General features: G+C 67.7%; 25 protein-coding genes. 13 read left to right on the top strand and 12 right to left on the bottom strand.

The features are described from left to right. Positions 1-4 precede the first annotated feature (4 nt). The 3 genes from adhP to AC5P7E_RS04330 all read right to left on the bottom strand — a co-directional run bounded on the left by adhP (position 5) and on the right by AC5P7E_RS04330 (position 2,472). Complete coding sequence (gene adhP / locus AC5P7E_RS04340; RefSeq protein WP_005411777.1) at positions 5-1,033, bottom strand: alcohol dehydrogenase AdhP; 1,029 nt, start codon at positions 1,031-1,033, stop codon at positions 5-7. A 96-nt stretch (positions 1,034-1,129) separates the two neighbouring features. Continuing rightward, the gene (gene eda, locus AC5P7E_RS04335) at positions 1,130-1,768 is read right to left on the bottom strand and encodes a bifunctional 4-hydroxy-2-oxoglutarate aldolase/2-dehydro-3-deoxy-phosphogluconate aldolase (RefSeq protein WP_005411778.1); all 639 of its coding nucleotides are present in this window, start codon (positions 1,766-1,768) and stop codon (positions 1,130-1,132) included. A 113-nt stretch (positions 1,769-1,881) separates the two neighbouring features. Next, the gene (locus tag AC5P7E_RS04330; RefSeq protein ID WP_005411799.1) at positions 1,882-2,472 is read right to left on the bottom strand and encodes a cysteine dioxygenase family protein; all 591 of its coding nucleotides are present in this window, start codon (positions 2,470-2,472) and stop codon (positions 1,882-1,884) included. A 238-nt stretch (positions 2,473-2,710) separates the two neighbouring features. Here AC5P7E_RS04330 and AC5P7E_RS04325 point away from each other — a divergent pair, with 238 nt between their 5' ends. After that, on the top strand, positions 2,711-3,766 hold the full coding sequence (locus tag AC5P7E_RS04325; protein ID WP_032966127.1) for a LacI family DNA-binding transcriptional regulator: 1,056 nt from the start codon (positions 2,711-2,713) through the stop codon (positions 3,764-3,766). Between the two features lie 110 nt (positions 3,767-3,876). Here AC5P7E_RS04325 and phhA read toward each other — a convergent pair whose 3' ends face one another. Then, on the bottom strand, positions 3,877-4,770 hold the full coding sequence (gene phhA, locus AC5P7E_RS04320) for a phenylalanine 4-monooxygenase (protein ID WP_005411781.1): 894 nt from the start codon (positions 4,768-4,770) through the stop codon (positions 3,877-3,879). 125 nt (positions 4,771-4,895) lie between these two features. Here phhA and AC5P7E_RS04315 point away from each other — a divergent pair, with 125 nt between their 5' ends. Beyond that, entirely contained in the window at positions 4,896-5,381 is a 486-nt protein-coding gene (locus AC5P7E_RS04315) for an Lrp/AsnC family transcriptional regulator (protein WP_114618735.1), read from the top strand. A 39-nt stretch (positions 5,382-5,420) separates the two neighbouring features. Here the strand turns inward: AC5P7E_RS04315 and AC5P7E_RS04310 are convergent, their stop codons facing one another. After that, positions 5,421-6,413: a patatin-like phospholipase family protein gene (locus AC5P7E_RS04310; protein ID WP_005411784.1), complete on the bottom strand. Its 993-nt coding sequence runs from the start codon at positions 6,411-6,413 to the stop codon at positions 5,421-5,423. Positions 6,414-6,747: 334 nt separating this feature from the next. Continuing rightward, positions 6,748-7,764, bottom strand: a complete 1,017-nt coding sequence (locus AC5P7E_RS04305; protein ID WP_043035291.1) for a TIGR00266 family protein — start codon at positions 7,762-7,764, stop codon at positions 6,748-6,750. Positions 7,765-7,922: 158 nt separating this feature from the next. Between AC5P7E_RS04305 and AC5P7E_RS04300 the strand changes: the two genes are divergently transcribed. Continuing rightward, on the top strand, positions 7,923-10,193 hold the full coding sequence (locus AC5P7E_RS04300; RefSeq protein WP_043035292.1) for a TonB-dependent receptor: 2,271 nt from the start codon (positions 7,923-7,925) through the stop codon (positions 10,191-10,193). Between the two features lie 112 nt (positions 10,194-10,305). On the opposite strand, the gene AC5P7E_RS04295 is transcribed toward AC5P7E_RS04300, so the two are convergent. Further along, positions 10,306-11,145 (bottom strand): acid phosphatase, encoded by an 840-nt coding sequence (locus AC5P7E_RS04295; RefSeq protein ID WP_005411807.1) that lies wholly within the window; start codon positions 11,143-11,145, stop codon positions 10,306-10,308. Positions 11,146-11,407: 262 nt separating this feature from the next. On the opposite strand from AC5P7E_RS04295, the gene AC5P7E_RS04290 reads away from it, so the two are divergent. Both AC5P7E_RS04290 and AC5P7E_RS04285 read left to right on the top strand, forming a co-directional pair. After that, positions 11,408-12,286: a lipase family protein gene (locus AC5P7E_RS04290; RefSeq protein WP_005411808.1), complete on the top strand. Its 879-nt coding sequence runs from the start codon at positions 11,408-11,410 to the stop codon at positions 12,284-12,286. 11 nt (positions 12,287-12,297) lie between these two features. After that, the gene (locus tag AC5P7E_RS04285) at positions 12,298-13,500 is read left to right on the top strand and encodes a DUF4785 domain-containing protein (protein ID WP_099472596.1); all 1,203 of its coding nucleotides are present in this window, start codon (positions 12,298-12,300) and stop codon (positions 13,498-13,500) included. Between the two features lie 268 nt (positions 13,501-13,768). Here the strand turns inward: AC5P7E_RS04285 and AC5P7E_RS04280 are convergent, their stop codons facing one another. Next, positions 13,769-14,590: an ABC transporter ATP-binding protein gene (locus AC5P7E_RS04280; RefSeq protein WP_005407485.1), complete on the bottom strand. Its 822-nt coding sequence runs from the start codon at positions 14,588-14,590 to the stop codon at positions 13,769-13,771. Positions 14,591-14,741: 151 nt separating this feature from the next. On the opposite strand from AC5P7E_RS04280, the gene AC5P7E_RS04275 reads away from it, so the two are divergent. The 4 genes from AC5P7E_RS04275 (at position 14,742) to AC5P7E_RS04260 (ending at position 18,816) form a co-directional block, all read left to right on the top strand. Then, positions 14,742-15,944 (top strand): DesA family fatty acid desaturase, encoded by a 1,203-nt coding sequence (locus AC5P7E_RS04275; protein ID WP_111174010.1) that lies wholly within the window; start codon positions 14,742-14,744, stop codon positions 15,942-15,944. Further along, positions 15,941-16,273, top strand: coding sequence for an EF-hand domain-containing protein (locus AC5P7E_RS04270; RefSeq protein WP_111174011.1), 333 nt, complete (start codon positions 15,941-15,943; stop codon positions 16,271-16,273). Before AC5P7E_RS04275 ends, AC5P7E_RS04270 begins: the two co-directional genes overlap by 4 nt. Positions 16,274-16,292: 19 nt before the next feature. Continuing rightward, positions 16,293-17,105, top strand: coding sequence for a bifunctional DNA-formamidopyrimidine glycosylase/DNA-(apurinic or apyrimidinic site) lyase (gene mutM, locus AC5P7E_RS04265; RefSeq protein ID WP_043035299.1), 813 nt, complete (start codon positions 16,293-16,295; stop codon positions 17,103-17,105). Positions 17,106-17,211: 106 nt separating this feature from the next. Then, positions 17,212-18,816 carry an OpgD/OpgG family glucan biosynthesis protein gene (locus AC5P7E_RS04260; RefSeq protein ID WP_012478684.1) on the top strand — a complete coding sequence of 535 codons (1,605 nt, stop codon included), beginning with the start codon at positions 17,212-17,214 and terminating at the stop codon, positions 18,814-18,816. 549 nt (positions 18,817-19,365) lie between these two features. On the opposite strand, the gene AC5P7E_RS04255 is transcribed toward AC5P7E_RS04260, so the two are convergent. From AC5P7E_RS04255 to AC5P7E_RS04245, 3 genes are read right to left on the bottom strand one after another with little or no spacing between them, the layout of a single operon-like run. Further along, on the bottom strand, positions 19,366-19,986 hold the full coding sequence (locus AC5P7E_RS04255; RefSeq protein WP_005407490.1) for a thymidine kinase: 621 nt from the start codon (positions 19,984-19,986) through the stop codon (positions 19,366-19,368). A gap of 9 nt (positions 19,987-19,995) precedes the next feature. Continuing rightward, positions 19,996-20,727 carry an SEL1-like repeat protein gene (locus AC5P7E_RS04250; protein WP_049395482.1) on the bottom strand — a complete coding sequence of 244 codons (732 nt, stop codon included), beginning with the start codon at positions 20,725-20,727 and terminating at the stop codon, positions 19,996-19,998. A gap of 38 nt (positions 20,728-20,765) precedes the next feature. Further along, entirely contained in the window at positions 20,766-21,494 is a 729-nt protein-coding gene (locus tag AC5P7E_RS04245) for an SEL1-like repeat protein (protein WP_049418736.1), read from the bottom strand. Positions 21,495-21,593: 99 nt separating this feature from the next. On the opposite strand from AC5P7E_RS04245, the gene AC5P7E_RS04240 reads away from it, so the two are divergent. Beyond that, a complete protein-coding gene (locus AC5P7E_RS04240; RefSeq protein ID WP_012478687.1) occupies positions 21,594-23,570 on the top strand; it encodes a UvrD-helicase domain-containing protein in 1,977 nt (658 codons plus the stop codon). Positions 23,571-23,830: 260 nt separating this feature from the next. After that, the gene (locus AC5P7E_RS04235; RefSeq protein ID WP_012478688.1) at positions 23,831-24,355 is read left to right on the top strand and encodes a GNAT family N-acetyltransferase; all 525 of its coding nucleotides are present in this window, start codon (positions 23,831-23,833) and stop codon (positions 24,353-24,355) included. A gap of 77 nt (positions 24,356-24,432) precedes the next feature. On the opposite strand, the gene AC5P7E_RS04230 is transcribed toward AC5P7E_RS04235, so the two are convergent. Then, positions 24,433-25,086 (bottom strand): YceH family protein, encoded by a 654-nt coding sequence (locus AC5P7E_RS04230; RefSeq protein ID WP_012478689.1) that lies wholly within the window; start codon positions 25,084-25,086, stop codon positions 24,433-24,435. A gap of 101 nt (positions 25,087-25,187) precedes the next feature. Here AC5P7E_RS04230 and AC5P7E_RS04225 point away from each other — a divergent pair, with 101 nt between their 5' ends. Together AC5P7E_RS04225 and pyrF are read left to right on the top strand one after the other, a co-directional pair. Next, positions 25,188-26,111 carry a 5'-nucleotidase, lipoprotein e(P4) family gene (locus tag AC5P7E_RS04225; RefSeq protein ID WP_021202272.1) on the top strand — a complete coding sequence of 308 codons (924 nt, stop codon included), beginning with the start codon at positions 25,188-25,190 and terminating at the stop codon, positions 26,109-26,111. Continuing rightward, positions 26,108-26,833: an orotidine-5'-phosphate decarboxylase gene (gene pyrF / locus AC5P7E_RS04220; RefSeq protein ID WP_005411820.1), complete on the top strand. Its 726-nt coding sequence runs from the start codon at positions 26,108-26,110 to the stop codon at positions 26,831-26,833. The genes AC5P7E_RS04225 and pyrF overlap by 4 nt, the downstream gene beginning before the upstream one ends. Positions 26,834-26,994 lie beyond the last annotated feature (161 nt).

Genomic DNA, 26,994 nt, shown 5'->3' with positions numbered 1-26,994 from the left:
GCAGTCAGGCGGCGAAGTCGAGCACCACGCGGCCTTCGATGGTGCCCGCGTGCATGCGCGCGAACACGTCGTTGATGTTTTCCAGGCGGTCGGTGCTGACCGTGGCTGCGACCTTGCCTTCGGCGGCGAACTGCAGTGACTCCTGCAGATCCAGCCGGGTGCCGACGATCGAGCCGCGCACGGTGATGCCGTTGAGCACCATGCCGAAGATGTCCAGCGGGAAGTTGCCGGGCGGCAGGCCATTGAGCGACACGGTGCCACCGCGGCGGACCATGCCCAGAGCCTGTTCGAACGCCTTGGGCGACACTGCGGTGACCAGGGCGCCGTGCGCACCGCCGATCTCCTTCTTCAGGAATGCGGCCGGATCGGTGGTACGCGCGTTCACGGTGATCTGCGCGCCGAGCTGCCGGGCCAATGCCAGCTTGTTGTCGTCCACGTCCACCGCAGCCACGTTCAGGCCCATCGCACGGGCGTACTGCACCGCCATGTGGCCCAGGCCACCGATGCCGGAAACCGCCACCCAGTCCCCGGGCTTGGTGTCGGTCACCTTCAGGCCCTTGTAGACGGTCACGCCGGCGCACAGCACCGGCGCGATCTCGACGAAGCCCACTTCCTTCGGAAGCAGGCCGACATAGTTGGCATCGGCCAGTGCGTACTCGGCGAAGCCGCCGTTGACCGAGTAACCGGTGTTGCGCTGCGTCTCGCACAGCGTTTCCCAGCCACCCAGGCAGTGTTCGCAATGGCCACACGCCGAGTACAACCAGGGGATGCCGACCCTGTCGCCTTCCTTGACGTGCCCTACCCCGCCTCCCACGGCCACGACGTGCCCCACGCCCTCGTGGCCGGGGATGAATGGCGGGTTCGGTTTCACCGGCCAGTCGCCCTCGGCGGCGTGCAGGTCGGTGTGGCAGACGCCACAGGCCTCGATCCTGACCAGCACCTCGCCCGCCCCCGGGCGCGGTACCGAGACTTCCTCGATGACCAGCGGCTTGCCGAACTCGCGTACGACGGCGGCCTTCATGGTGGATTGCATGTTCGGATCTCCGCAGTGCGCTTGCCCACAGAATGACGCCGGCTCGAGGCCGGCGCTTTGATCACGATCAAACCTTTGAAGATCCGTGCAGCAGGTTCAGCTGGCCAGCACCGATGCTTCGCGCGCCAGTCGTTCGATGGCGTCCCAGTCACGGGTCTGCAGCAGCGCCGGGGTGGTCAGCCACGAACCGCCCACGCACAGCACGTTGGGCAGGTGCAGGAACTGCGGCGCGGTCTGCGCGCTGATGCCACCGGTCGGGCAGAACCGCACGTCGGCAAACGGGCCGTGCCAGGCCGCCAGCAACGCAGCGCCACCGGCCTGCACCGCCGGGAAGAACTTGAAGGTGTCCGTGCCGTGCTCCAGGCCCAGGATCAGGTCCGAGGCGGTGGCGGCACCGGGCAAGTACGGCAGGTCGGCATCGCGCGCGGCGGCATACAGCGCCGGCGTTGCACCGGGCGACACCGCGAAGCGCGCGCCGGCCTGCTTCGCCGCCTGCATCTGCGTGGCGTTGAGCACGGTGCCGGCGCCGATGACAGCATCGGGCACGGCCTCGACCATGGCCTTGATCGCATCCAGCGCCTGCGGCGTGCGCAGCGTCACTTCGATCACCGGCAGGCCGCCGCGGAACAGCGCCTGGGCCACTTCGACCGCCTCATTCACATCTTCGGGGGTGTACACCGGAATCACCGGTGCCAGCTTCAACAGCGCGCGCAGGCGCGGATCAGCGCTGGACATGGTCTTGCTCCTTGCCCGATGGGGCATCGCGGATCGCCGCCGGGTCCGGCAGCGCAGCGGCGCATGATGCCATGCGCGCTGCAAAGGTGCTGGTACCCTGCCCTGCGGCGGATTCAGACTGCGTCGGCCTGCAGTGCCTGGATGCGGCGCTGGTACCAGTCACCCCCAAGCGGGTCGAACACCGCGGAACGTTCCATCGGCGCTTCGTATACATGCACCGAAATGGCCAGGGCTTCATCGCTGGCATTGCGCAGGGTGTGGTATTCGTGAGGTGGAATGAGGCTGCCGGCGCTGCCGCAGCCCCCGCGCAGCGCGGCGTGGCGTCGGAAGCGCCAGCGTTCGCCGGCGCATTCCAGCAGCTCGTAACGGGTGATCTCCAGTTCCCCCAACCACACGCCCTCCACACACCACATGGCATCGTGGTCGTGCAGCGGCGTGCCCTGCCCTGGGCCCCAGCTCATGGCAATCACGCTGTAGCCGTGTTCCTGGCTGTGGTACAGCGGGCGTCGCGCGTAATGATCACTGACCGGACGGTGCACGCATTCGGGTAGCTCGATGCGGCTGTCCGCGATGGCTTCCTGCAGCGCCAGCTGCAGGTCGGCGGTGATGCGCCCGGCATCACCGGAGGTCATCGCCGCGTCGACTGCGGCGATCAACCGGTCGCGGCCACGGAACGCCGGAAACGGAGAAGTCTGCAGGTCCATGCCCCGACTGTAGCGGAGCATGGTTAAGGGAATGTTGGTGTTCGCGCGCGTGGCACCCGCATTCATGGCAAGCACGCGTGAAAAACGGTTCAGATGCAAACGCAGTATAGCGATCACAATGGAACCCCACGCGGTGGAACGTGTCGAACACGGTCTGTGCCGCTCCAGCTGCGACATTCCGCAACTTCGCGCCCGACGGGCGCAAGGCTAGAATTCTCCGACTTACCTGGTTCTATACATGTCAGTGCGAAATATGAGCGATGCCGCGTTGCCGGCATCGAAAGGCAAGGCTGCCACGATCAACGACATCGCACGACTGTCGGGAGTTTCCAAGAAAACGGTTTCAAGAATCATCAACAACTCGCCGCTGGTGCGCAAAGACACCCGCGACAAGGTCGAGGCGTTGATGCGCGAGGTCGGTTACGTGCCCGACCCCCTGGCGCGCGGACTCGCGTTCCGCCGTTCCTTCCTGATCGGGCTGGTGTACGACGACCCCGGCGCCCAATGCATTGTCGACCTGCAGCACGGCGCGCTGGAAGCGCTGCGCGGCACCGGCTATGAGCTGGTGGTGCATCCCTGCGACAGTCAGGACCCGGAGTGCGCGCAGGGCGTGCGCCGCTTCGTGCAGCAGCAGAAGCTGCATGGGGTGATCCTCGGCCCGCGTGCATCCGAATCGGTTGCACTCGCGCAGATGCTGGACGACATCGATTGCCGCTACGTGCGGATCAACGCGCATGCGTCGGAAGAAGACGTGCAGGCGGTGGTCACCCACGATCGCGATGGCGCGGCAGCAGCAGCGGGCTACCTGCTCTCGCTCGGCCACCGCGACATCGCTGTGATCGCCGGGCCGGGTGACCGGCGCGCGGCGCGTGAGCGTACCCATGGCTTCCTTGACCGGTTGGCCCAGGTGGGGCTGACCTTGCCGGGCGAGCGCGTGCTGGAAGCGGGCGACACCTTCGAATCCGGCGTGCATGCCGCCGAACGGTTGCTGCTGGGGGAACGCCGCCCCAGTGCGATCTTCGCCGGCAACGACGAGATGGCGGCCGGTGTCTACCAGGTCGCGCTGCGTGCGGGTATTGCCGTGCCACAGCAGCTGTCGATCGTCAGCTACGACGACAGCCCGCTGGCCTCGCGGCTGTGGCCGCCGCTGACCTCGGTGCGCCGCCACGTGTCCGACATCGGCCGCATGGCCGCAGCGATGCTGGTGCAGACCGATCTGCCGGATGCGCCGACCGCAGCCAGCGTGCATCCGCAGTTGATGGTGCGTGGTTCCTGCCGCGCCGTGGACGCCTGAGTGCCCTGCCCTCGCCTGCGCCGCTGCAATGGCGCAGGCAGGCAACAACGAAAACGGCGCATCCAGGTGCGCCGTTTTCCTTTCAATGCGAAGCGCTGTACGCCGTGCGCTTACACGTCGCCGCCGTCGGCCCAGCCTTCGCCGGTGCCCTTCTGGAACACGCGGTCATCGCCCTGCACGTCACCGGCAGGCAGGTGCGCCTGGTCGGCCAGTGCCGCGTAGATCGGGGTGAAGTCCGGCGACGTCGCCTGCATCAGCTGTTCGAAGCTGTCGATGACGAAGTAGGTCTTCTGGAAGGTGTCGATGCGGTACTTCGTGCGCATGATCCGCTGCAGGTCGAAGCCGATGCGGTTGGGCGCGGCCGATTCCAGCGAGTACAGCGACTCGCCCTTCGACGACACGATGCCGGCGCCGTAGATGCGCAGGCCTTCGGGCGTATCGATCAGGCCGAACTCCACCGTGTACCAGTACAGGCGGGTCAGGTTCTGCAGCGCGTCCGGGCCGATCGCGTGGGCTTTGACGCCGCCACGGCCGTACGCCTCCATGTAGTCGGCGAACACCGGGTTCATCAGCAGCGGCACGTGGCCGAACAGATCGTGGAACAGGTCCGGCTCGGCGATGTAATCAATCTGGTCCGGGCGACGGATCCACCAGGTCACCGGAAAACGGCGATTGGCCAGATGGTCGAAGAAATCCAGTTCCGGCAGCAGGCCTTCAACGCCGACCAGGGTCCAGCCGGTGGCGGCGCCGAGTACTTCATTGAGCTGGTCGAAGCGCGGAATCATGTGCGCGCTCATGCCCATCTCGTCCTGTGCATCCAGGAACTCCTGGCAGGCGCGGCCGACCAGCAGCTCACGCTGGCGCTGGTACAGCGTGCTCCAGGTGGCGTGGTCGTCGGCGGTATAGGTGTCCCACGGCTGCTCGACGAGCGCGGTGGTGTACACCGGCACGTAGCCCTTGTCGGTCTGCTGGTGTTCGACGCGGCGGGGCTGGGCGAGGTCCATGGGGCACTCCTTGACGGGATGCCTACGATGCTAGGGCAGAGCACGCGCAACAGGGTTGCAAAAGTTGCGCCCGTTGGCCCTGTTGGCGCAATATCCTTGCGTACTCACCATGTTGCGGGGCAACAATGGCCGGAGAAGTCCAGTTTGATCGCACGGATATACGCCTGCTGGCTGAAATCCAGCGGGATGGGCGCGCCACCAACGCCGAACTGGCGGCGCGGGTGAATCTTTCGCCTTCGGCCTGCCTGCGGCGGTTGCAGCGGCTGGAAAGCGAGGGTGTGATCGTCGGCTATGGCGCGCGGCTGGAGCCGCGGCAGCTGCGGCTGGGCCTGCAGGCCTTCGTGCGCGTGCAGCTGGAAAAGCACGACCAGGCCGCCATCGGCCACTTCGTGGACAGCGTGCAAGCGTGGGACGAGGTGGTGGCCTGCCATGCGCTGACCGGCGACATGGACTACCTGCTGCACATCTACGTGCGCGACCTGGAGCACTTCTCGCGCTTCCTGCTGGACCGGTTGCTCAACGCCGGTGGCGTGGCCGATGCCAACTCCAGCTTCGTGCTGCGCACGGTGAAGGGCTTCCAGGCATTGCCGCTTTCGCAGCTGGAGTCCTGAGCGGCCACCGGGCATGCCCGGTGGCCAGGCATCAAGGGATCAGCACTTGTCCTTGCGGCCCATCAGCTTGCCCAGGCGCGAGGCTTCCTCGCACTTCGGTGCGGCTACCGGTGCCGGTGCCGCTGCGGCGGCGCGTGCGCGCTGCAGCTGCTGGATCCTGGCGCGGATCTGCGGCATCGCGGCCATCGCGGCCTTTTCGCCTTCCAGGATCGCCGTGCCGCGCTGGCTGAAATCGGCAGCGCCGATGTCCAGCACCTTCGGCCGGATGACGATGTCGGCGCGTGCCAGTTCCTGTTCGCCCAGGCGCTGGCCCATGATCGAGATGGACTGGTTGACGATGCCCAGCATGTCGGTCGGCGCCTTGCCGCTGGCCTTGCTGGAGATGTCCACGGCGATCACGAAGTCGGCGCCGAGCTGGCGCGCGGCATCCACCGGCACCGGGCTGACCACGCCGCCATCGATGTAGTTGCGACCACCGATCTTCACCGGTTCGAACACGCCGGGAATGCTGCTCGACGCGCGCACCGCCTGGCCGACGTTGCCGCGCACGAAGATCGCCCGCTCGCCGGTTTCCAGCTGGGTGGCGACGGCGGCGAACGGCTTCTTCAGGCGTTCGGCCGGACGGTTGGCAACCTGTTCGTTGACGTAGTCCTGCAGCTTCTGGCCCTGCACCAGGCCACCGGAGAACAGCCGCACGTCGCGGATGCTGGCTTCATCCAGCGCCACCGCCTTGCTCTGCATCTGGAACGCGTCCATGCCGCTGGCGTACAGCGCGCCGACCACGCTGCCGGCACTGGTGCCGGACACCACCGCCGGTTCGAAGCCATTGGCTTCCAGCATCTTGATCACGCCGATGTGGGCAAAGCCCTTGGCCGCGCCACCGCCGAGGGCGATACCGATCTTCACCGGCTTGGCCTGTGGCACCACGGTCGGCGCCGGCGGCGGCGTGGGGCGGACCGGATCGCCACCGCAGCCGGCCAGCAGGCCGATCAGGGCGACGGACAGCAGCATGCGGGGGCGGAACAGGCTCATCGGCAGTGCGCTCGCGGCGCCGGATTCAGGAAAGGGCGCCAGCATACCGAAGCCGTGGCGGGGCGGGCAGGGTGGGAAATATCGCCCATTCATAAAGGTAGTGCCGGCCGCTGGCCGGCAACCATAGGGAAACTGGCAACGGTCCATGGGGCTGCCGGCCAGCGGCCGGCACTACCGGGATGCGCGCCAAGGTCCATGGGGCTGCCGGCCAGCGGCCGGCACTACCGGGATGCGTGCCAAGGTCCATGGGGTTGCCGGCCAGCGGCCGGCACGACCGGGATGCGCGCCAAGGTCCATGGGGTTGCCGGCCAGCGGCCGGCACGACCGGAGGCGGTCAGAAGCGGTTGTCGCCGTCCAGCATCCGGCCCAGGCCGCCCAGTACCGAACCCTCGCCGCGGTTCTGGCCACCGCCCTGCGGCGCGGCCATCCACATGCGGCCGGCCAGGCGCGAGAACGGCAGCGACTGCAGCCAGACCTTGCCTGGGCCGGTCAGCGTGGCCAGGAACACGCCCTCGCCGCCGAACAGCATGCTCTTGATGCCCGCAACACGGCGCACGTCCATGTCCACGGTCGGGTGGTAGGCCACCACGCAGCCGGTATCCACGTCCAGGCGCTCGCCGGCAGCCAGCTCGCGTTCCACCACGCAGCCGCCGGCGTGGATGAACACCCAGCCGTCGCCTTCCAGCTTCTGCATGATGAAACCCTCACCACCGAACAGGCCGGTCATGATCTTGCGCTGGAACTGCACGCCGATCTGCACGCCGCGCGCACCGGCCAGGAAGCTGTCCTTCTGGCAGATCAGGCGGCCGCCGTGCTGGTCCAGTTTCATCGCCAGCACCGTGCCCGGGTAGGGCGCAGCGAAGGCGACCTTGCCCTTGCCGTGCCCGCTCTGCGTGTAGACGGTGGCGAACAGGCTCTCGCCGGTCAGCACGCGCTTGCCGGCGGCCATCACCTTGCCCATGAAGCCGCCGCCCTGGTCGCCGTTGGCGGCGCCGAACACCGTGTCCATCTGTACCGTGGCGTCCTTGAACATCAATGCGCCGGCCTCGGCGATGGCGCTCTCGCCGGGGTCGAGCTCGATCTCCACGAACTGCATTTCATGGCCGACGATGCGGAACTCGATGTCGTCGGCGCGGCCGCTGACGCCGGCGGGGACCGGCGGTGGGGTGTTGGGCATGCCCGGGGCCGGCGCCTGCAGCTCGGCCACCTCGGCGATCGGCGTCCACCCGCTCATGCCCTGGCACCAGGCCAGCGCGCGCGGATTGGCCTGCGCGTAACGGCGCGCGGCCTCGTCATCAAGCGGGCCGATGCGCTCGGCCTGGGCGGAGGCATGGAAGTACCACTGGGTCATGGCGGCGGGTCCTTCGCGTTGGAAACCCCGAGTCTAGCGAGCGCCCGGGGGCGCCGGCGACGGGGCCATGAACGGCGGGCATTTGCGGCGTAGGTGCTGTATTGCAACAATTATCTGGTAGCGCCGTTTTACCACCCCTCCAAACACAGCCTACCGCCATGTCCCCGACCCGTACTTCCCGTGGCCGCCTTCCGGTCGCGCGCCCCCTCGTTGCCGCTCTTTCCGCCCTGCTGCCGCTGGTAGCAGCCGCTCAGGAAACCCCCGCCGCCAAGGATCCGGTTGCCCTCGATGCCCTGCAGGTGACCGCGCAGCGCCGCGTCGAGAACGCCAAGGACGTACCGGTCGCACTGAGCGCGATCCAGGGCGAGAAGCTGGATGTGCTCGGCTCGGCCGGCGATGACATCCGCTTCCTGGCCGCGCGCGTGCCCAGCCTCAACATCGAGTCGTCCTACGGCCGTGCCTTCCCGCGCTTCTACATCCGCGGCCTGGGCAACACCGATTTCGACCTCAATGCTTCGCAGCCGGTGTCGCTGGTGTATGACGACGTGGTGCAGGAAAGCCCGCTGCTGAAGGGCTTCCCGCTGTTCGACCTGGCCAACGTGGAAGTGCTGCGTGGCCCGCAGGGCACGCTGTTCGGCCGCAACACCCCGGCCGGCGTGGTCAAGTTCGATTCGGCGCGACCGTCGCAGGATGCCGACGGCTACGTGCGCGTGGGCTACGGCAGCTACAACAGCTGGAACGTGCAGGGCGCCTACGGCGGGCCGCTTACCGACCGCTGGTCGGCACGTGTCTCGGCGATCTACCAGCGCCGCGATGACTGGGTCGACAACACCCGCGCCGGTGCCCCCAACAGTGGTTTCGAAGGCTATGACGAAGCCGCCGGCCGCGTGCAGTTCCTGTACGAAGGCGACGACTTCGAAGCGCTGTTCAACCTGCACAAGCGCAAGCTCAACGGCACCGCCCGCCTGTTCCGCGCCAACATCATCCAGAAGGGTGGCAATTCGCTGGTCGAGAACTTCGACCGCGACAAGGTGGCCAACGACGGCGTCAACTTCTCCGACCTGGAAACCTGGGGCGGCAGCGCGCGCCTGCAGTGGAACCTCGGCTCGGTGACGTTGCATTCGATCACCGGCTACGAGACCGCCGAATCGCTCAACCGTGGCGACATCGACGGCGGCTACGGTGCGGCCTTCCTCGGTGCCGGCAACTACGGCCCGGGCCTGATTCCATTCTCTTCGGAGTCGGCCGACGGCCTGCCGCACCACCGCCAGTGGACGCAGGAAGTGCGGATCGAGTCCAACGAGTGGGGCCGCTTCGACTGGCAGGCCGGCGTCTTCTACTTCGATGAAGACGTGACCATCAACAACTTCAACTACGACTCGCTGACCCCGGGCAATCCACAGACCGGCCACGTGGTGCAGAACCAGCGCAACAAGGCGTGGGCGGTGTTCGCTTCGGGCGACTTCGATGTCACCGATCGCTTCAAGCTGCGCGCCGGCGTGCGCTACACCCAGGACAAGAAGGACTTCAGCGCCAGCGTGCTGCAGGCCGTTCCGTTCGGCACCCCGGTCAGCGGCCCGTACCTGGCCAACACCGACGTCAACGACGTCAGCTGGGATGTCAGCGGCGTCTACAAGCTGACCGACGACATCAACGCCTACGCCCGCGTGGCCAAGGGTTTCCGCGCACCGTCGATCCAGGGCCGCCTGGCCTTCGCGCCGGGCCTGTCGCAGGCCGATTCGGAGAAGGTCATCTCGTATGAAGCCGGCATCAAGGCCGACCTGTTCGAGCGCCGCGCGCGCCTGGGCCTGAGCGTGTTCCGCTACAACGTCGACGGCCAGCAGCTGATCGCGGTGGGTGGCAGCAACAACACCGCCACCCTGCTCAACGCCGACAAGACCATCGGCCAGGGCGTGGAACTGGACCTGGAAGCCTACCTGGCCGATAACGTCCTGCTGACCTTCGGCAGCAGCTACAACGACACCGAGATCAAGGACAAGGATCTGGCGGTGGCGATCTGCGGCGGTGGCTGCACCATCAACGACCCGACCACGGTGATCAACGGCCAGACCTATGCGCTGGTGAACGGCAACCCGCTGCCGCAGGCGCCGAAGTGGATCCACAACGCGACCCTGCGCGTGGGCTTCCCGCTCAGCGATGGCAGCGAGCTGTATGCCTACACGGACTGGGCCTACCGCAGCGCGGTGAACTTCTTCATCTACGAGTCGCCGGAATTCCGCGGCCGTAGTTCGCTGGAAGGCGGCCTGCGCCTGGGCTACAACTGGGATTACGGCCAGTACGACGTAGCCGTGTTCGGCCGCAACCTGACCAACCAGACCCGCGTGGTCGGTGCGATCGACTTCAACAACCTGACCGGCTTCCTCAACGAGCCGCGTACCTGGGGCGTGGAGTTCACCGCGAAGTTCTGATGCGGTGGCTGCGTTGATGCAATGAAGAAGGGCCGGCGCAATGCCGGCCCTTCTTCCTTACGCCCATTGGTAGTGCCGGCCGCTGGCCGGCAACGAGTGATCCGGCGCGCGCTTACAGCGCGCTCTGCGGGCGCACCTTCAGCACCGCATTCTCGGTAGTGCAATCGCGGCTGGAGTGCAGGCCGGCCTTGCGTGCGGCGGCGATTTCCTTGCGTGCGGCCAGCAGGTCCTTGTTGAACGCAGCGTTGTCGTGCAGGCGGGCCACCGCGGCGGCGCCCATGAAGCGGCCTTCGAGGATGTCGCTCTGCCAGTGCACGTTGCAGACCAGGCGGCTCTCGCCGTAGTTGCGGCCACGGGCCTGGATGGCATCGGCGCGGTCCGGCGCGATCTCGGACAGGATCAGTGCCCAGGCCCAACCGATCGAGGTGTGGCCGGATGGGTAGGAACCGTTCTTGCGCAGGCCTTCCTCGTCCTTCGGCGAGCAGGTCGGTTCACCGTTGACCATGAACGGGCGCGGGCGCTGGTAGTGGTTCTTGGCCGCCTTGGTCGCCGCACTGGCGTCGATCCGGCTGCGCTCCAGCAGGCGATACAGCGCCGGGGTCTTCACCGCATCGACGTCGATGTCGGCGGCGCAGGAGAAGTGGTTGGCGCCTTCGGGGAAACCGAGTTCCGCATCGACACCGGCCTGGGCGAAGCGCGGGCTGCCACGCAGCGCGCGGGCTTCACGGCTGACCTGCTCGTCCAGGGCGAGCGCGGCCGAACCGGCCACCGGTGGTGCCGGTACCAGGTCGAGGCTGGCCGGAACCGCGCTCTTGTCCAGATAGCCCACCGCCTTGGTGGTGATGTTGGCTTCGACGGCGGTCGGCTTGGTGGCGGTGGCGGCACAACCGGCCAGGGCCGCGACGACGGCAAGGCCGAGCAGCGGGCGGGCAGGGTGGGAAATCAGCGACATGGACAGGCTCCGGGAGAGAAAACAACGCGCCATGATCGCAGCCCCCATACGACACTGCAGTGGCCATCGGTCATACGGCCAGACCCGGCATGGTCATTGTCGCGATATGAAAAGCGTCATCGTTTGACGTCAGTCTCCTGATTCCGGGCGCAGCGCACGGACTTTCACGCCGCTGCACCGCGAGCATCGGCACAACGGCAAGCGCCAGGGCCGTCCAGTTCCAGCCGGGTCGGGGGGATCCGAAGACAGAGGGAGAGAAGCGATGCGCAGCACCGCAACAGGAAGTACCGTCCTGGCCCTGCTCCTCGGGCTTGCAACAGCGCAGGCGCAGGCCGCCGACGTGGTCGGCGTGGCCTTCGTGCATGGCACCGGCGCGCAGACCAACGCCACCCAGGACTACTGGCAGCCGGCGATCATCGACACCGTGCGCCAGGGCCTGCCGAACAGCAGCAACTACGTGGTCATCAACTGTGACTTCACCCAGTACATGTGGAAGCCCGAAGCTGCCGGTTGCCTGGCCAACCAGCTGACCAGCTTCATCGACAGCCGTGGCATCACCCAGCTGGTGGTGATCACCCATTCCAACGGCGGCAATGTGGTGCGCTGGATCCTGTCCAACCCGACCTACGACAGCCGCTATCCGAAGATCATCCGCACGGTGCGCAAGGTCACCGCGCTGGCCCCTTCCTCGGCGGGTACGCCGTTGGCCGATGCGGTACTCAACGGCAACACCTTTGAAACCTCGCTGGGCTGGCTGCTGGGCTACAAGAACGACGCGGTGCGCCAGCAGCAGGTGGCGAGCATGGCCACCTACAACGCGCAGAACCTGTATGGCACGGCCGGTCGCCCGGCGCTGCCCAAGCCGTTCCGCGCGGTGGTCGGCAGCGACGTGGAATCGGCGGTGTGGGACAGCAACAGTTACTGCGGCGGCTATGCCGCCAACGTCGGCCTGGAGTTCACCCAGAACTGGCTGTCGTCCTGCTCCGATGGCTTCCTGGAGTGCAGCAGCCAGAAGGCCGCCGGCACCACCTGGTTCACCGACAAGGCGCGTACCCAGGGCGCAGAACCGCTCAGCCACAACCAGAGCCGCCGCGAGTGCTTCGGCCTCGGCACCCTGCTGCGCAACGACCTGACCCAGTGAGGGAGACGACCATGACGATTCAATCCACCCTGCTGGCCGGCGCCGTGCTGGCAGCACTGTCCCTTTCCGCAGCGCAGGCCGCGCAGCCGCTGCAGGCCGCCCGTGCTGGCGACCAGGTGCCCGCTGCGCTGGTTGCCGCGCCGGTGCCGGCCGATGACAGCGAGCGCGCACCGCTGTCCTTCGCCTGGGCCTTGGACCCGGCGCAATCGCTGCAGGCGGCTACGCCGTATGCCTCGGTCAGCCGCAGCTACTGGCAGCAGGTCGATGGCGCGCAGCTGCAACGCGGCATCGATCTACCGCTGACGGCCGCCGATGCGGTGATCCAGCTGAGCCCGGCCGAAGGCGCGCGGGCAGTGCCGGCGAATGCGTTGCAAGTGCGCGACCCGGCGGGCCGCAGCAGCATGGCCCGCAGTGTCGACGCGCGCGCGCTGCAGCAGGCCGGCATGCCGGTGAGGGATGGCAGCAGCATGCTGCGCACCGGCGCGACCAGTGCCGCCGGTGCGTACACGCTGCAGAGCGCGCAGGCACAGGGCCGCTACGTGGTGCAGGTGCTGGAGCCGAACAGCCCGCTGCGGCTGGAAGTGCAGGCCAACCAGGCGCAGGTGCTGGCCGGTGGCAACGTGCAGTTGCAGGCACGCCTGCTGGAAGACGGCGCCACCACCGCGCAGCTGGCCTCGCGTCGTGGCGGCCTGGGTGGTGAAGCCCTGCTGGTCGCGCCCGATGGCCGCAGCTGGCCGCAGCGGTTGCTGCGCACCACCGACGGTGCCCTGCGTGCGCAGGTGCGGATTCCGGCTGATGTCGGCAACGTGCAGGGGCTGTGGGAACTGCAGGTGTTCGCCCAGGCCGATGGTGTGCTGCGCGATGGCAAGGTGGCCTTCGCGGTGGCGCGGCCCACTGCGCGCTTCAGTGGCCAGGCGGCACCGGACCCGGCCAGCCGCCAGGTAGCGCTGCCGCTGCAGGTGGCAGCCGCCGGTCGTTACGAGGCGCGTGGCACGTTGTATGCCACCGGTCGCGATGGCCAGCTGAAGCCGGTGGCGCAGGCGCACGCAGCCGCGTGGTTCGATGGACCGGGGCGTGGCCAGCTGGTGCTGCCGTTCGACCAGGCCGCGTTGCCGGCTGGGTTCGGTGCGCCGTACGAGTTGCGCGACCTGCAGCTGCAGGATCAGAGCCGGATGGCACCGATCGAGTCACGCGCGCTGGCGTTGAGGTTCTGAGCAAGGCGGTGGCGGGCCGGAACATCCGGCCCGCTGCACCGGCATGGCGACGGAATGGCATCGCGACGGGAATGGCGTGACGGCGGGAATGACATCACGACGGGAATGACACCACGACGGGGTAGAGTCGACTGTTAGTCGACTGCCTTTCGCCTGGATCGCAAAGATCCCGCGCTGCGCGCGATAGTCGACCAACAGTCGACTCTACCGCCGTCGGTCTCCCAGGCCTATCGGTTTCCAGGCCCCTTGTTTCCCCGAGGGCTCCGCCTCACCCCGCGTACGCGGTCAGCCGGCCTTCCTGCTCGCACACGGTGATCGCGCCACCGAACACCGCCGACAGCGGCGCGCTGCGCAGCAGTTCGGCGCGGGTGCCATCAGCCAGCACACGGCCGTCGCGCAGCAGCACCACGCGTTCGATCTCGGGAATGATCTCTTCGATGTGGTGAGTCACCAGCACCAGGGTGATGCCCTGCTGGGCGAGCACCCGCATGGTCGCCACCAGCTGTTCGCGGGCGACCAGGTCCAGCCCGGTGGATGGCTCGTCCAGCAGCAGCGCCTGCGGCCGGTTGACCAGCGCGCGGGCGATCAGCACGCGGCGGGTCTCGCCGGCCGACAGCTCGGCATAGGCGCGTTCGCGCAGGGACAGGGCGCCGGTCATCGCCAGTGTCTCGCCAACGCGCGTGCGCATGTCGGCGGTCACTTCGCGGAAGGCCGGCACCACGTAGCTGGCGAAGAAGCCGGACAGCACCGCCTGTTCCACGGTCAGCCCGGGCATGTCGGCCAGATTGCTGCTGAGGTCGCCGGTGACGATGCCCAGCTGCGAACGCAGCCGGTCCACCTGCCAGCGGTTCTGGCCCAGCACCTTCACCGCCACCGAGCCGTCTCCCTGTGCAAGGGGATACAGTTCGCGGGTGATCAGCTTGATGAAGGTCGACTTGCCGCAGCCGTTGGGGCCGAGCAGGGCGGTGTGCTGGCCCTGCGCAATGCGCAGGCTGAGCCCGTGCAGCACCTTCACCTGGCCGCGCACCACGGTGGCGCGGTCCAGTTCGATCAAGGGGGGCAGCTCCGCAACAGACGGAGCGGCAGCCATGGTGCTGGCGCGTGGATCAAGGCTCGACAACTCAGGTCCCCAACTGTGAACGGTGCCACGGATGACGGTGGCAATCACCGCCGCAGGGATGCAGTTTGCAACGCAAGCGCCCATGATGTCTGCCATCCCCGCGTCGATACGGAGAGCCGCCATGCCCGATGCCCTGATGTCCCTGTTGACCGGTGGTGTGCTCGGCCTCGGCTGGTGGGCCATGCTGGGCGTGCTGCTGGTCTTCACCCAGATCACCATCTTCTCGGTGACCCTGTACCTGCACCGCAGCCAGGCCCATCGCGGCGTCGATTTCCACCCGGCGCTGGCCCACGTGTTCCGTTTCTGGCTGTGGCTGACCACCTCGATGATCACCCGCGAGTGGGTGGCCATCCACCGCAAGCACCACGCCAAGGTGGAGACCGAGGACGACCCGCACAGCCCGGTCACCCGCGGCATCGGCACGGTGTTCTGGCATGGCGTGGAGCTGTACCGGGAAGCACGCGGCATGCGCGCGGACATCGATCAGTACGGGCGCGGTACCCCGGATGATGCGATCGAGCGCCATTTGTATACCCCGCACGCCACGCTCGGCCCGGTGCTGCTGCTGGCGATCAACAGCGTGCTGTTCGGCCTGCCCGGCGTGGCCCTGTGGGCGATCCAGATGGCGTGGATCCCGTTCTGGGCCGCGGGCGTGGTCAATGGCCTGGGCCACTGGTGGGGCTACCGCAACTACGAATCGGCCGATACCTCCACGAACCTGACGCCGTGGGGGTTCTGGATCGGTGGTGAGGAGCTGCACAACAACCATCATGCCTTCCCCAGTTCGGCGCGCTTTGCGATGCGGCGCTGGGAATTCGACATCGGCTGGAGTGCGATCCGCCTGCTGCAGGCGCTGCGCCTGGCCAAGGTGCTTCGCGTTGCACCGGCCATGGACGTACGCCCGAACATCGCCGTGCCCGATGCCGAGACCCTGAAGGCGCTGCTCTCGCACCGCTTCCAGGCGATGACCGACTACCAGCGCAACGTGTTCATGCCGGCCCTGCGCGAGGAAGCCGCCCACGCTGGGGCCAAGCTGCGGCGCCTGCTGCCGCGCCGGCTGCGCCGTGGCCTGGTCAACGATGGCCGCTGGCTGAAGCCGGACAGTCGTGCCCAGCTCAGCGAATGGGTGGCACAGCGCCCGCGCATCCGCACCCTGGTCGAGTACCGCGCGCGGTTGGCGGCGCTGCTCGAGGCCCGCGGCCACGATGCCGCCGAGCGCCTGCACCAGCTGCAGGCCTGGTGCCGCGAGGCCGAGGAAAGCGGAATCGCGGCGCTGCAGGCCTACGCTGCGCGATTGAAGGGCTACAGCCTGGTGAGCGCGTGAGGGCAGGGTACGGCGTTCTGCTGGCGGTGCTGCTACCGGGTGCGGCGCTGGCCCAGGTCACCGATACCGCCAGCTACCTGCAGCGGATGGACAGCGATGGCGACGGCAAGGTCAGCGAGGCCGAGTACGTGCAGTGGATGCTGTATGCCTTCGACCGCATGGACCGCAATGGCGATGGCGTGCTGAGCGCCGAGGAGCTGCCCGGTGGCAAGGGCAGGGCGATCCGCCGCGAGCAGCAGCGGCAGGTGATCGTGCAGCGCTTCCATAAGCAGGATGCCAACGGCGATGGCGTCCTGGATGCCCGTGAACTGGGGGCGCCGCCACGCTGAGCGGGCGTAGAATCGGTTCATGCCTGAACTGCCCGAAGTCGAAACCACCCGCCGCGGCCTGGCGCCGCACCTGCAGGGCCGCCGCGTGCATGGCGTGATCCTGCGCCGCGCCGACCTGCGCTGGCCGATTCCGCCGGAAGTGGCCGAGCTGCTGCCGGGGCAGCGCATCGAGGACATCCGCCGTCGCGCCAAGTACCTGCTGCTGGACACCGCCATCGGCAGCGCCGTGCTGCACCTGGGCATGTCCGGCAGCCTGCGTGTGCTGCCCGGCGATACCCCGCTGCGCGCGCACGACCATGTGGATATCAGCCTGGACAACGGCCGCCTGTTGCGCTTCAACGACCCGCGCCGTTTCGGCAGCCTGCTCTGGCAGCCGGCCGGCGAAGTCCACCCGCTGCTGCAGGGGCTGGGCCCGGAGCCGCTGGACGATGCCTTCGACGGGGACTACCTGTTCGCCCGCAGCCGTGGCCGCAGCGCGCCGGTGAAGACCTTCCTGATGGACCAGGCGGTGGTGGTGGGCGTGGGCAACATCTACGCCGCCGAAAGCCTGTTCAAGGCCGGCATCAGTCCGCTGCGCGAGGCCGGGAAAATCTCGCGCGAGCGCTACCAGCGGCTGGCCGATGCGGTGAAGGAGATCCTCGGCTACGCCATCACCCGTGGTGGCACCACCCTGCGTGACTTCATCAGCCCCGATGGCGCGCCGGGTTACTTCGAGCAGGAACTGCTGGTGTACGGCCGTGACGGGCTGCCCTGCCCGAACTGTGGCCGCGCGCTGAAGCACGCCACCATCGGCCAGCGCGCCAGCGTCTGGTGCAGCCGCTGCCAGCGCTGAGGCGGGCGGCCAGCGGCAGCTGAACGGGCAGGGCACGTCTCCGCTGCCCGTTAACGTTTGTCTGCCTATGATGGCCGACCTTCCCCTCTGTGCCTGACGCGCCTGCATGCAACGACGCGACTTCATCCGCAATGCCTCCCTCGCCCTGGCTGCATTCGGCCTGCCGTCCCTGCCCGCGTGCGCGGCCAGCAGGAGCGGCCAGATGGGCCTGCGCCGCCTCGGCCAACCGCAGCCGTTCGACTTCGCCACCCTGAAGGGCCAGGCGCGCGCGCTGGCACAGGCGCCCTACAAGAGCCACAAGCGGGTGCTGCCGGGCCGCCTGGAAGGGCTGGACTGGGACCAGTACCAATCGATCGGTTACCGCCAGGACCATGCGCTGTGGGCCGACCAGCCGGGCAAGTTCCAGGCCAAGTTCTTCCACCTGGGCCTGTACTTCCATTCGCCGGTGCGCATGTTCGACGTGGTCGACGGCAAGGCGCAGGAGCTGGCCTATGACGGCGCGGCCTTCAACTACGGCAAGAGCGGCATCAAGGACGGCGAGCTGCCGGCCGATCTCGGCTTCGCCGGTTTCCGCCTGAACACCCGCAAGGACACCGATCGCGATTTCGCCGCCTTCCTCGGCGCCAGCTACTTCCGCGCCGTCGGCAAGGAAGGCCAGTACGGCCAGTCCGCGCGTGGCCTGGCAATCGATACCGGCATGGGCAAGCCGGAGGAATTCCCGGACTTCATCGCCTATTACCTGGAACAACCCTCGGCTGATTCGGACACGATTGTGGTCTACGGCCTGCTGGATTCGCCCAGCGTGGCCGGCGCCTATCGCTTCGCGATCACCAATGGCGACGTGCTGCTGATGGACATCGACAGCGCGCTGTACCCGCGCAAGGCGATCGAGCGGTTGGGCATCGCCCCGTGCACCAGCATGTACCAGGTGGGTGAGAACGACCGCCGCATGGCCTGGGACTGGCGCCCGGAGATCCACGACACCGACGGCCTGTCGCTGTGGACCGGTGCCGGCGAGTGGATCTGGCGGCCGCTGCTGAACCCGCGCAACCTGCGCTTCAACATGTTCGTCGACCGCAACCCGCGTGGTTTCGGCCTGCTGCAGCGCGACCGCAACTTCGACCACTACCAGGACGACGGCGTGTTCTACGAGAAGCGCCCGTGCCTGTGGGTGGAGCCGAAGGGCGAATGGGGCGAGGGCTCGGTGCAGCTGGTGGAGATCCCCACCGTGGACGAGACCTTCGACAACATCGTGGCGTTCTGGAACCCGAAGGAAAAACCACAGCCGGGCCAGGAACTGCTGGTCGGCTACCGCCTGTACTGGGGTGCCGAACCGCCGGCACGGCCGCCGCTGGCGCACTGCGTGGCCAGCCGCACCGGCCTGGGTGGCGTGGTCGGCAAGAAGCGCGAGTACTTCAGCTGGCGCTTCGCGGTGGACTTCGAAGGTGGCGAGCTGGCCAGGCTGATCGACAAGGGCGAGGTCGAGGCGGTGGTGGAAGCCAGCCGCGGCCGGGTCGAGATCGTGTCGGCGCGTCCGCTGCGCGAGATCAACGGCTACCGCGCGATGTTCGACCTGGTGCCGCCGGAGGGCAGTACCGAGCAGATCGACATCCGCCTGTTCCTGCGCAGTGGCGGCAAGACCCTGACCGAGACCTGGCTGTACCAGTACACCCCGCCGCCGGCCGGTGCGCCGGAGCGCACGCTGTACTAAGAGGGGGTTGGGTTTGCAGGGCTTGCAGCCCTGCACCTGCCGAGGTCAAAGCAACAGCAACAGCCGAAGCAGAAGCTGGTTTCCTGAGGGTAGGTGGGGTGGGTCCGGTGGCGGGAGACGCCGTAAACCCGTCCATGGGGGCTTGGCTGCGGCATCCATGCCGCGGACACTCCCGCCACCGGACCCACCCCGCCTTCGACAGACCTCCGCGATCTGTCGGAGCACGGGGTCGGATCCCGTTGCTGCGCAACGGGCTCTGACCCCAGATGAATTTCGATAGATGAATTTCGATATCTGACAGATGTGCCGACCAACGGTCGGCACCCACCAACAGCCGCGTGAAACTGTCAGAGGTGGGGCGGTGTCGGAGTGCGGGGTGTCAGCCGCATGGATGCGGCTGCCAAGCTTACAGGGACGTACTTGCAGCGTCCCCGCAGTCCGACACCGCCCCGCCATCACACGCAATGCCAGCTCTTGCTGTTGCTGTTGCCGGCCAGCGGCCGGCACTACCGCGGGTGCAGGGCTGCAAGCCCTGCAAAAGAACACCCGTTACAGCGGCAGGGGTGCCTGCGCCGGATCGATCCGCCCTTCCCCGCGGGTGATCTTCTTGAACTCGGCACGGCTGACCGACACGTAGCGGTCGTTGCCACCGATCTCCACCTGCGGGCCATCCTTCACCGCATGGCCATGTTCGTCTACGCGCACGGTCATCGTCGCCTTCTTCCCGCTGTGGCAGATGGTCTTGATCTCCTGCATCTCGTCGGCCCAGGCCAGCAGGTACTGGCTGCCCTCGAACAGCTCGCCGCGGAAATCGGTGCGCAGGCCGTAGCACAGCACCGGAATGCGCAGCTGGTCGACCACCTCGCTGAGCTGCCAGACCTGGGCGCGCGTGAGGAACTGTGCTTCATCCACCAGCACGCAGCCCATCGGGCCGTTGGCGGCCAGGTCCTGTTCGACCCAGTGCTGCAGGTCGGTGTCACGGTCGAAGGCCATGCCGTCCGCACGCAGGCCGATACGCGAGGCCACCACGCCGGCGCCGGCACGATCATCCAGGCGCGGGGTCAGGATCGCCACCCGCATGCCGCGTTCGCGGTAGTTGTGCGCGCTCTGCAGCAGGGTCGTGGTCTTGCCGGCGTTCATCGCCGAATAGTAGAAATAGAGCTTGGCCATCGCCCAATTCTAGTCGTCCACCGCCTTGTCGTCGCGGACCGCGTCCGGCCGTCCTATCTCGACGCTGGGGGTCAGCGCGGGGCGCCAGTAGTTGTCCTGCAGGCACCAGTAGTCGGCGGCGCGCCAGTAGTCGTTGTCGTAGACGATGCTGCCCGGCGTCACGATGCCCTGCTCGTTGCCGCGGCGCTGGACGACGATCAGGCCGGAGCTCACGTACCCGAGGCGGCTGCCGGTGATCTGCTGGCGACCGTCCCTGAGGGCGCGCTCCATGCGAGGCTTGGCCACGCGGTCGCCATAGTCGGCATAGACCTGCTGGCCGCGCTCGATCGCCTGTGCCTGCTGCAGTGCGTCCAGGCGTGCCCAGTAGTGCTCCCGCAGCACCAGGAAGTCGTGATACATGCGCTCGGCGGCCAGGTCCATCCAGATGTAGGCCATCACCGGATCGGCCCGGGTACCGACGCCCTCCTGGTACAGCCGCGCCACCATGGCCTGGGAGAACTTGTCGGCGTAGCGCGCCGAACGCTTGTAGTAATCCAGCGCCCTGGCGGGCTGCCTGTCCCGTTCGGCCCGCTGGGCCATGCTGCGCCAGAACAGGTCCGGATGGGCATCGAAGAAGCCTCCGGTCAGGACGGTTGGCGGGATCTGCCGCGGGGCCTCCACCGGGCATTCCCTGGCGGTCACGGCAGCGGCCATCGACAGGCCCAGCAGCAGGCAGAAGCGTGGAGCTTGCTTCGCTTTCATATGATCGCCCTCCTGGCAATGACCATGGAATACGAACGTCAGCGCCCCGCGCCTTCCACGGGGCTGAGTGGGCCGACCTCGACGCTGCGGCCGCGGAACTCCTGTTCCCAGATGCGGTCCTGCATGCACCAGTACGCTGCAGGGTCCCAGTAGGCATCGCGATAGTAGTCATCGCCACGGGTGGGCCAGCCGGCTTCCGGGCCGTCGGACAGTTCCACCTGCAGCATCGAGCTGACCCAGCCGGTACGGCTGCCGGTCATGCCGCTGCGGTCCACGCGCATGGCAGCCTCCATGCGCGGCTTGGCCGTGGCATCGCCGTAGGCCGCATACAGCGCCGGCCCTTCGGCGAGCACCCGTTGCCGCTGCGCGGCATCCAGGCGGTTCCAGTAGCGCTCGCGCTCCAGCAGCAGGTCGCGGTAGCCGCGTTCGGCGGCCAGGTCCATCCAGATGTAGGCCAGCACCGGATCAGGGGCGGTACCCGTGCCTTCCTGGTACATGCGCGCGACCAGCGACTGCGACAGCTTGTCGGCGTGCGCGGCCGCCCGCTTGAAACGCACCAGCGCATGATCGGGCCGGCCCTGGCGCCACGACTGCAGGCCCAGCTCGCGCCAGTGCAGGTCAGGATGAGCCTGCAGGAAGCCCGGGGTCATCAGCGCCGACCGCAACGACGCGCCAGCATCGGGCGCGCAGTCCGCACTGCGGGCAGCCAACGGCGCCAGCAGCAACAGCAGGGTGCCCAGCAGGGCGGCAGAGGCGGTCGGGCGCATGCACCTGGCTCCAGTGCTCCGGTGGCGAATCAATAGCTTAGGAACGGCGTGCATGCAAGTCAGGTCCGCCCGCTGCGGCCCCGCTACAATCCCATTCCCATGCACGGTCTCAATCCCCCCCAAGCCGCCGCCGTCCTGCACATCGAAGGTCCGTTGCTGGTGCTCGCCGGCGCGGGCAGCGGGAAGACGCGCGTGATCGTGGAAAAGATCGCCCACCTGATCGGCAGCGGCCGCTACCCGGCACGCCGCATCGCAGCGATCACCTTCACCAACAAGTCGGCCAAGGAAATGCGCGAGCGTGTGGCCAAGCGCCTGCGCGAGCAGGACGCCGACGAGGTGACCATCTGCACCTTCCATGCGCTGGGCCTGAAGTTCCTGCAGATCGAACACGCGGCCGTGGGCCTGAAGCGTGGCTTCTCGATCTTCGATGCCGATGATGCCGCTGCGCAGATCAAGGACCTGATGTACGGGGCCAAGCCCGACGACATCGAGGACATGAAGAACCTGGTGTCGCGCGCCAAGAACGCCGGCCTGTCGCCCGAGCAGGCGATGGCCGCCGCGCGCAGCAACCGCGAGAAGGAAGCGGCCAGCGTCTACGAGCGCTACCAGCTGCGCCTGACGGCGTTCAACGCGGTCGACTTCGATGACCTGATCCGTTTGCCGGTGCAGATCCTGGAGGAAAATCCGGAGATCGCGCTGGCCTGGCGCGAGCGCATCGGCTACCTGCTGGTGGACGAATGCCAGGATACCAACGACGCGCAGTACCGCCTGCTCAAGCAGCTGGCCGGTGACAAGGGCAACTTCACCTGCGTGGGTGACGATGACCAGTCGATCTACGCCTGGCGCGGTGCCAACCCGGAAAACCTGCAGCAGATGGGGCGCGACTACCCTGCGCTGGAAATCATCAAGCTGGAGCAGAACTACCGCTGCTCCAACCGCGTGCTGCGCGCCGCCAATGCGCTGATCGCCAACAACCCGCATGAGCACCTGAAGAAGCTGTGGAGCGACCAGGCCGACGGTGAACGCATCCGCGTATGGGAATGCCGCAACAGCGAGCACGAAGCGGAAAAGGTCGCGGCCGAGATCGCCTTCGTGGCGCAGTCGCGCAACGTGCCTTGGAGTGATTTCTGCATCCTGTTCCGCGGCAACTTCCAGTCACGGCCGCTGGAAAAGGCGATGCAGCTGCTGCGCATCCCTTACCACCTGACCGGCGGCACCATGTTCCTGGAGCGTCAGGAAGTGAAGGACACGCTGGCCTGGTTGCGGCTGCTGGTGAATCCGGACGACGACACCGCGTTCATGCGTGCGGTGCAGTCGCCCAAGCGTGATGTCGGTGCCGGCACGCTGGCCAGGCTGGCCGAGCTGGCGCAGGAAAAGGACATGCCGATGGCACAGGCTGCCGAGGCGATCGGCGCCCTGCAGCAGCTGCCGCCGCGCGCCGCCAACAGCCTGGCGCGCTTCACCGACATCCTGCGCGACCTGCGCGCGCAGATGCGTCAGGTCACCTCGGGCGACATGATCCGCAAGGTCGCCAAGGAATCGGGCCTGCTCAGCGAACTGCGCCAGCAGGCCAAGGAAGAAGCCAGCTACCAGCGCCGTGCCAACAACATCGAGGAACTGGCACAGTGGTTCGAGGGCGGCCCGCGCGGTGCCACCGCGGCCGACCTGGCCGGCCAGCTGGCGCTGCTGTCACGCAGCGACAAGGACGAGGGCGGCAACCAGGTGCGCATGATGACCATGCACGCCTCCAAGGGCCTGGAATTCCCGTACGTGTTCATCGTGGGCTGCGAGGATGGCGTGCTGCCCCACCAGGTCAGCCTGGACGAGGGCAACCTGCAGGAAGAGCGGCGGCTGCTGTACGTGGGCATCACCCGCGCCAAGATCCAGCTGTGGATGAGTTACAGCAAGCTGACGCGCAAGTTCGGTGAGCATGTGCGGCTGAAGCCGAGCCGGTTCTTCGATGAGATCCCGGCGGAGGAGATCCAGCGTGATGGCGCTGATCCGGTGGCCGATGCGGCGCGCAAGAAGGAACGGGCGAGTGCGGGGTTGGCGGCGATCGAGGCGTTGTTCGACTAGGGCGCTCCAACGGCGCCGCCCCTCCGTGGTGGAGCACGCGTTGGTTCCGCAGTGTGGCCGATCGGGGTGGGTTCGCGGGGGACGCCGTGAACCCGTCCCTGGGGGCTTAGCCGCGCCATCCATGGCGCGGATACCCCCGCGAACCCACCCCGATCGGCCTCTGACAGATGCCGGGCGCTTCCTTCCACGGCAATGCAAAGAAAATCAAAAGCAGCAGCCGGGGTTGAGGCAGAATCGGGGTTTCGGCTGGAGGTCCACCTGTGCAACCGATCGAGAGTGAACGCCTGCGCCTGCGTGCCATCGAGCCTGATCGCGATGCGGCGCCGATGCTGGCGCTGTTGAATGATCCGGGCTTCGTGCGCTTCATTGGCGACCGCAATGTGCGCAGTGAGGAGCAGGCGCGGGACTACATCGCGCTGCGTGTGCTGCACAGCTATGCGTTGAATGGCTTTGGCATGTATGCCATCGAGCGGTTGTCCGATGGTGCCTGGCTGGGCAATGCCGGACTGGTACGGCGTGATGGGCTGCCGGGTCCGGACATCGGCTATGCGGTGCTGTCGGAATTCGCCGGGCAGGGCTATGCCGGTGAGGCGGCGCGGGCAGTGTTCGCGCATGCGCGCGCTGGGCTGGGCCTGCACGATCTGTATGGCATCACCGATCTGGACAACGTGGTGTCCGGGAAGATCCTGCTGGGGTTGGGCATGCAGGAGCGCGGGGTGATCCAGCTGCCGGGCGTGGACAGCCCGAGCCGGTTGTATGCCACGCCGGGTGCGGCGCAGATCTGACCCCTGATGTTGGTAGGTGCCGACCGTTGGTCGGCACGATTCAGATGCAGTGCCGACCAACGGTCGGCACCCACCCCTCAGCCGCGCAGTTCGGCCAGCTGTGCCTGCAGTTCGGCCACGGCCGCTTCCAGCTGGGCCACGCGCTCGGCCAGGCCCGGGTCGGCTGCATCGCTGCTGCCACCGCCGCTGCTGGCGTACCTGGCCGCCAGCGCCGCACCGTCCACTTCCCCGCACAGCAGGTGCATGTAGCGGTCTTCGCGCTGCCCACTGGCACGCGGCAGCACCACCAGCAGCGCGCGCTGCTGCAGGCGCTCGATGGCGTGGCGGGCTTCGTCGGTGTCGGCGAAGCGGTGCAGGCGCTCGCTGCGCGTGATCAGTTCGCCCAGCGTCTGCGGCCCACGCAGCAACAGCAGCGCCAGCAGCACGGTCTGCTGCCGGGTCAGGTCCAGCGCGGCCTGCAGGCGGTGCTCGTAGCGGTCCGCGCGCGAGGAAAAGTGCTGGCGGGCCAGGCCCAACGCCTCCAGCTGGCGCAGCGCGTGCTGCACGCTGCCGGCGTCGATGTTCATCACCGGCTCGCGGGCAGTCTTCTGGTTGGCAGCCGATTGGGCGGCATTGACCGTCAGTGGATAGGTGTCCGGCGTGGTCGCCTCCTTTTCCACCAGGCAACCCAGCAGGCGGGCCTGCACGGCGTCGAGCAGGGGGACGTCGGGGGTCTGGACGGAATCGGTCATGGCGGCCTCCGGAAGGGCAACGGGTCAACCGCCAAGCATAGCCGTCCCGGGGCCGCCTTTGCCGGTAAAATGCGCCGGTATATCTGATTGCCGGTGAATCCATGCGTCGTCCCGTTTCCCTGTCCCTGACCCTGCTCGCCACTGCGGCGCTGGGCCTGTCCGCCTGCAAGCGCGTGGATGCGCCTGCTGCCGAAGCCGCTGCCCCGGAGGCCCCGGCCGCCGCTGCCAAGGCTGATGGCGCGCTTGATGCGACCGCCAACGACAATCTCAACGCCGTGCTGTGGATGCAGCGCGCGCAGGAGTACAAGGCAATCACCGAGCAGACCTACCGCGCCGCCGCCGACCACCTGGACGCCGCGCTGAAGGAAGCGCACTGGGATGCGCTGGTGCCGGAGGAACGCGGCAACGAGGCCAAGGGCCTGAAGCCGGCCGTGGTGCTGGACGTGGATGAGACCGTGCTGGACAACTCGCCCTACCAGGCGCGCCTGGTGCGCGACGGCAAGGAATACGACGAGCTGAGCTGGGACCAGTGGGTGGCCGAAAAGAAGGCCAAGGCCATTCCGGGCGTGGTCGATTTCGCCAAGGCCGCCAACGCCAAGGGCGTAACCCTGCTGTACATCTCCAACCGCGCCGTGCACCTTAAGGACGCGACCCTGGCCAACCTGCGCGAGCAGGGCCTGCCGGTGGCCGATGACAGCGTGTTCCTGGGCCTGGGCACCGTGGTCGAAGGCTGCGAGCAGGCCGGCAGCGAGAAGAACTGCCGCCGCCGCCTGGCCGGGCAGAAGTACCGCGTGCTGATGCAGTTCGGCGACCAGCTGGGCGACTTCGTGGAAGTGACCGCCAACACCAACGAAGGCCGTGACGCCCTGCTGCAGCAGTACCACGACTGGTTCGGCGAGCGCTGGTGGATGCTGCCGAACCCGACCTACGGCGGTTTCGAGCCGGCGCAGTTCAACAATGACTACAGCCAGTCGCGCCAGGCCCGCCACGACGCCAAGCGCGCTGCCCTGGACTACGCGCCGTGAGCCGCGCGCCGCTGCCGCTGCGCGATGACGAGCGCCTGATCTTCGCGCTGGACGTGCCTGATCGCGCGCAGGCGCTGGAGTGGGTCGACCGCCTCGGCGACAGCGTGGCGTTCTACAAGATCGGCATGGAACTGCTGGCGTCGGGCGAGTACTTCCAGGTGCTGGACGAGCTGGCCCGCCGCGACAAGCGCGTGTTCGTCGACCTGAAGTTCTTCGATATCCCGGCCACTGCCGCGGCGGTGATCAAGCGCCTGTCGCAGTGGCCGGTCAGCTACGCCACCATCCACGGCTGGCACCCGGCGATGATGGAAGCCTGCGCCGCCGCCAACAGCAGCGACATGCGCCTGCTGGCGGTGACCGTGCTGACCTCGATGGGCCGCCCGGACCTGGCGCAGATGGGCATCGACCGTGAACCGGTGGACGTAGTGGTCGAACGCGCGCTGGCCGCGCAGGCGGCCGGTATCGATGGCGTGATCGCCTCGGGCCAGGAAGCCGGCCCGATCCGCGCCGCTACCGGCGCCGGGTTCTCGATCGTCTGCCCGGGCATCCGCCCCGGTGGCCCGGTCGGCGATGACCAGAAGCGTACCGTTGGCGTGGCCCAGGCCTTTGCCGATGGCGCCGATGCCATCGTGGTTGGTCGCCCGATCCGCCTGGCCACCGATCCGCAGGCCGCGGCGCGGGCCATCCAGCAGGAAATCGCGTCGGCGCTGGCTGCGCGCTGAGATTCCGTTGCGCAGGCTGCAGGCCCGAACGCCATCCCGACCCGCGCGGGATGGCGTTTCTGCATCCGTCCACCGAGCGGTTGTGCCCGAATCGCCGCAAAACCTGCCGTAGATTTCATGGCCTCCATGCCAGGCATCAGGACGATCAATAAAATCAATAA

The sequence above is a fragment of the Stenotrophomonas sp. YJH_SMC_25 genome (genome assembly GCF_059369595.1).
This window is presented reverse-complemented; position numbering and strand designations above follow the sequence as displayed.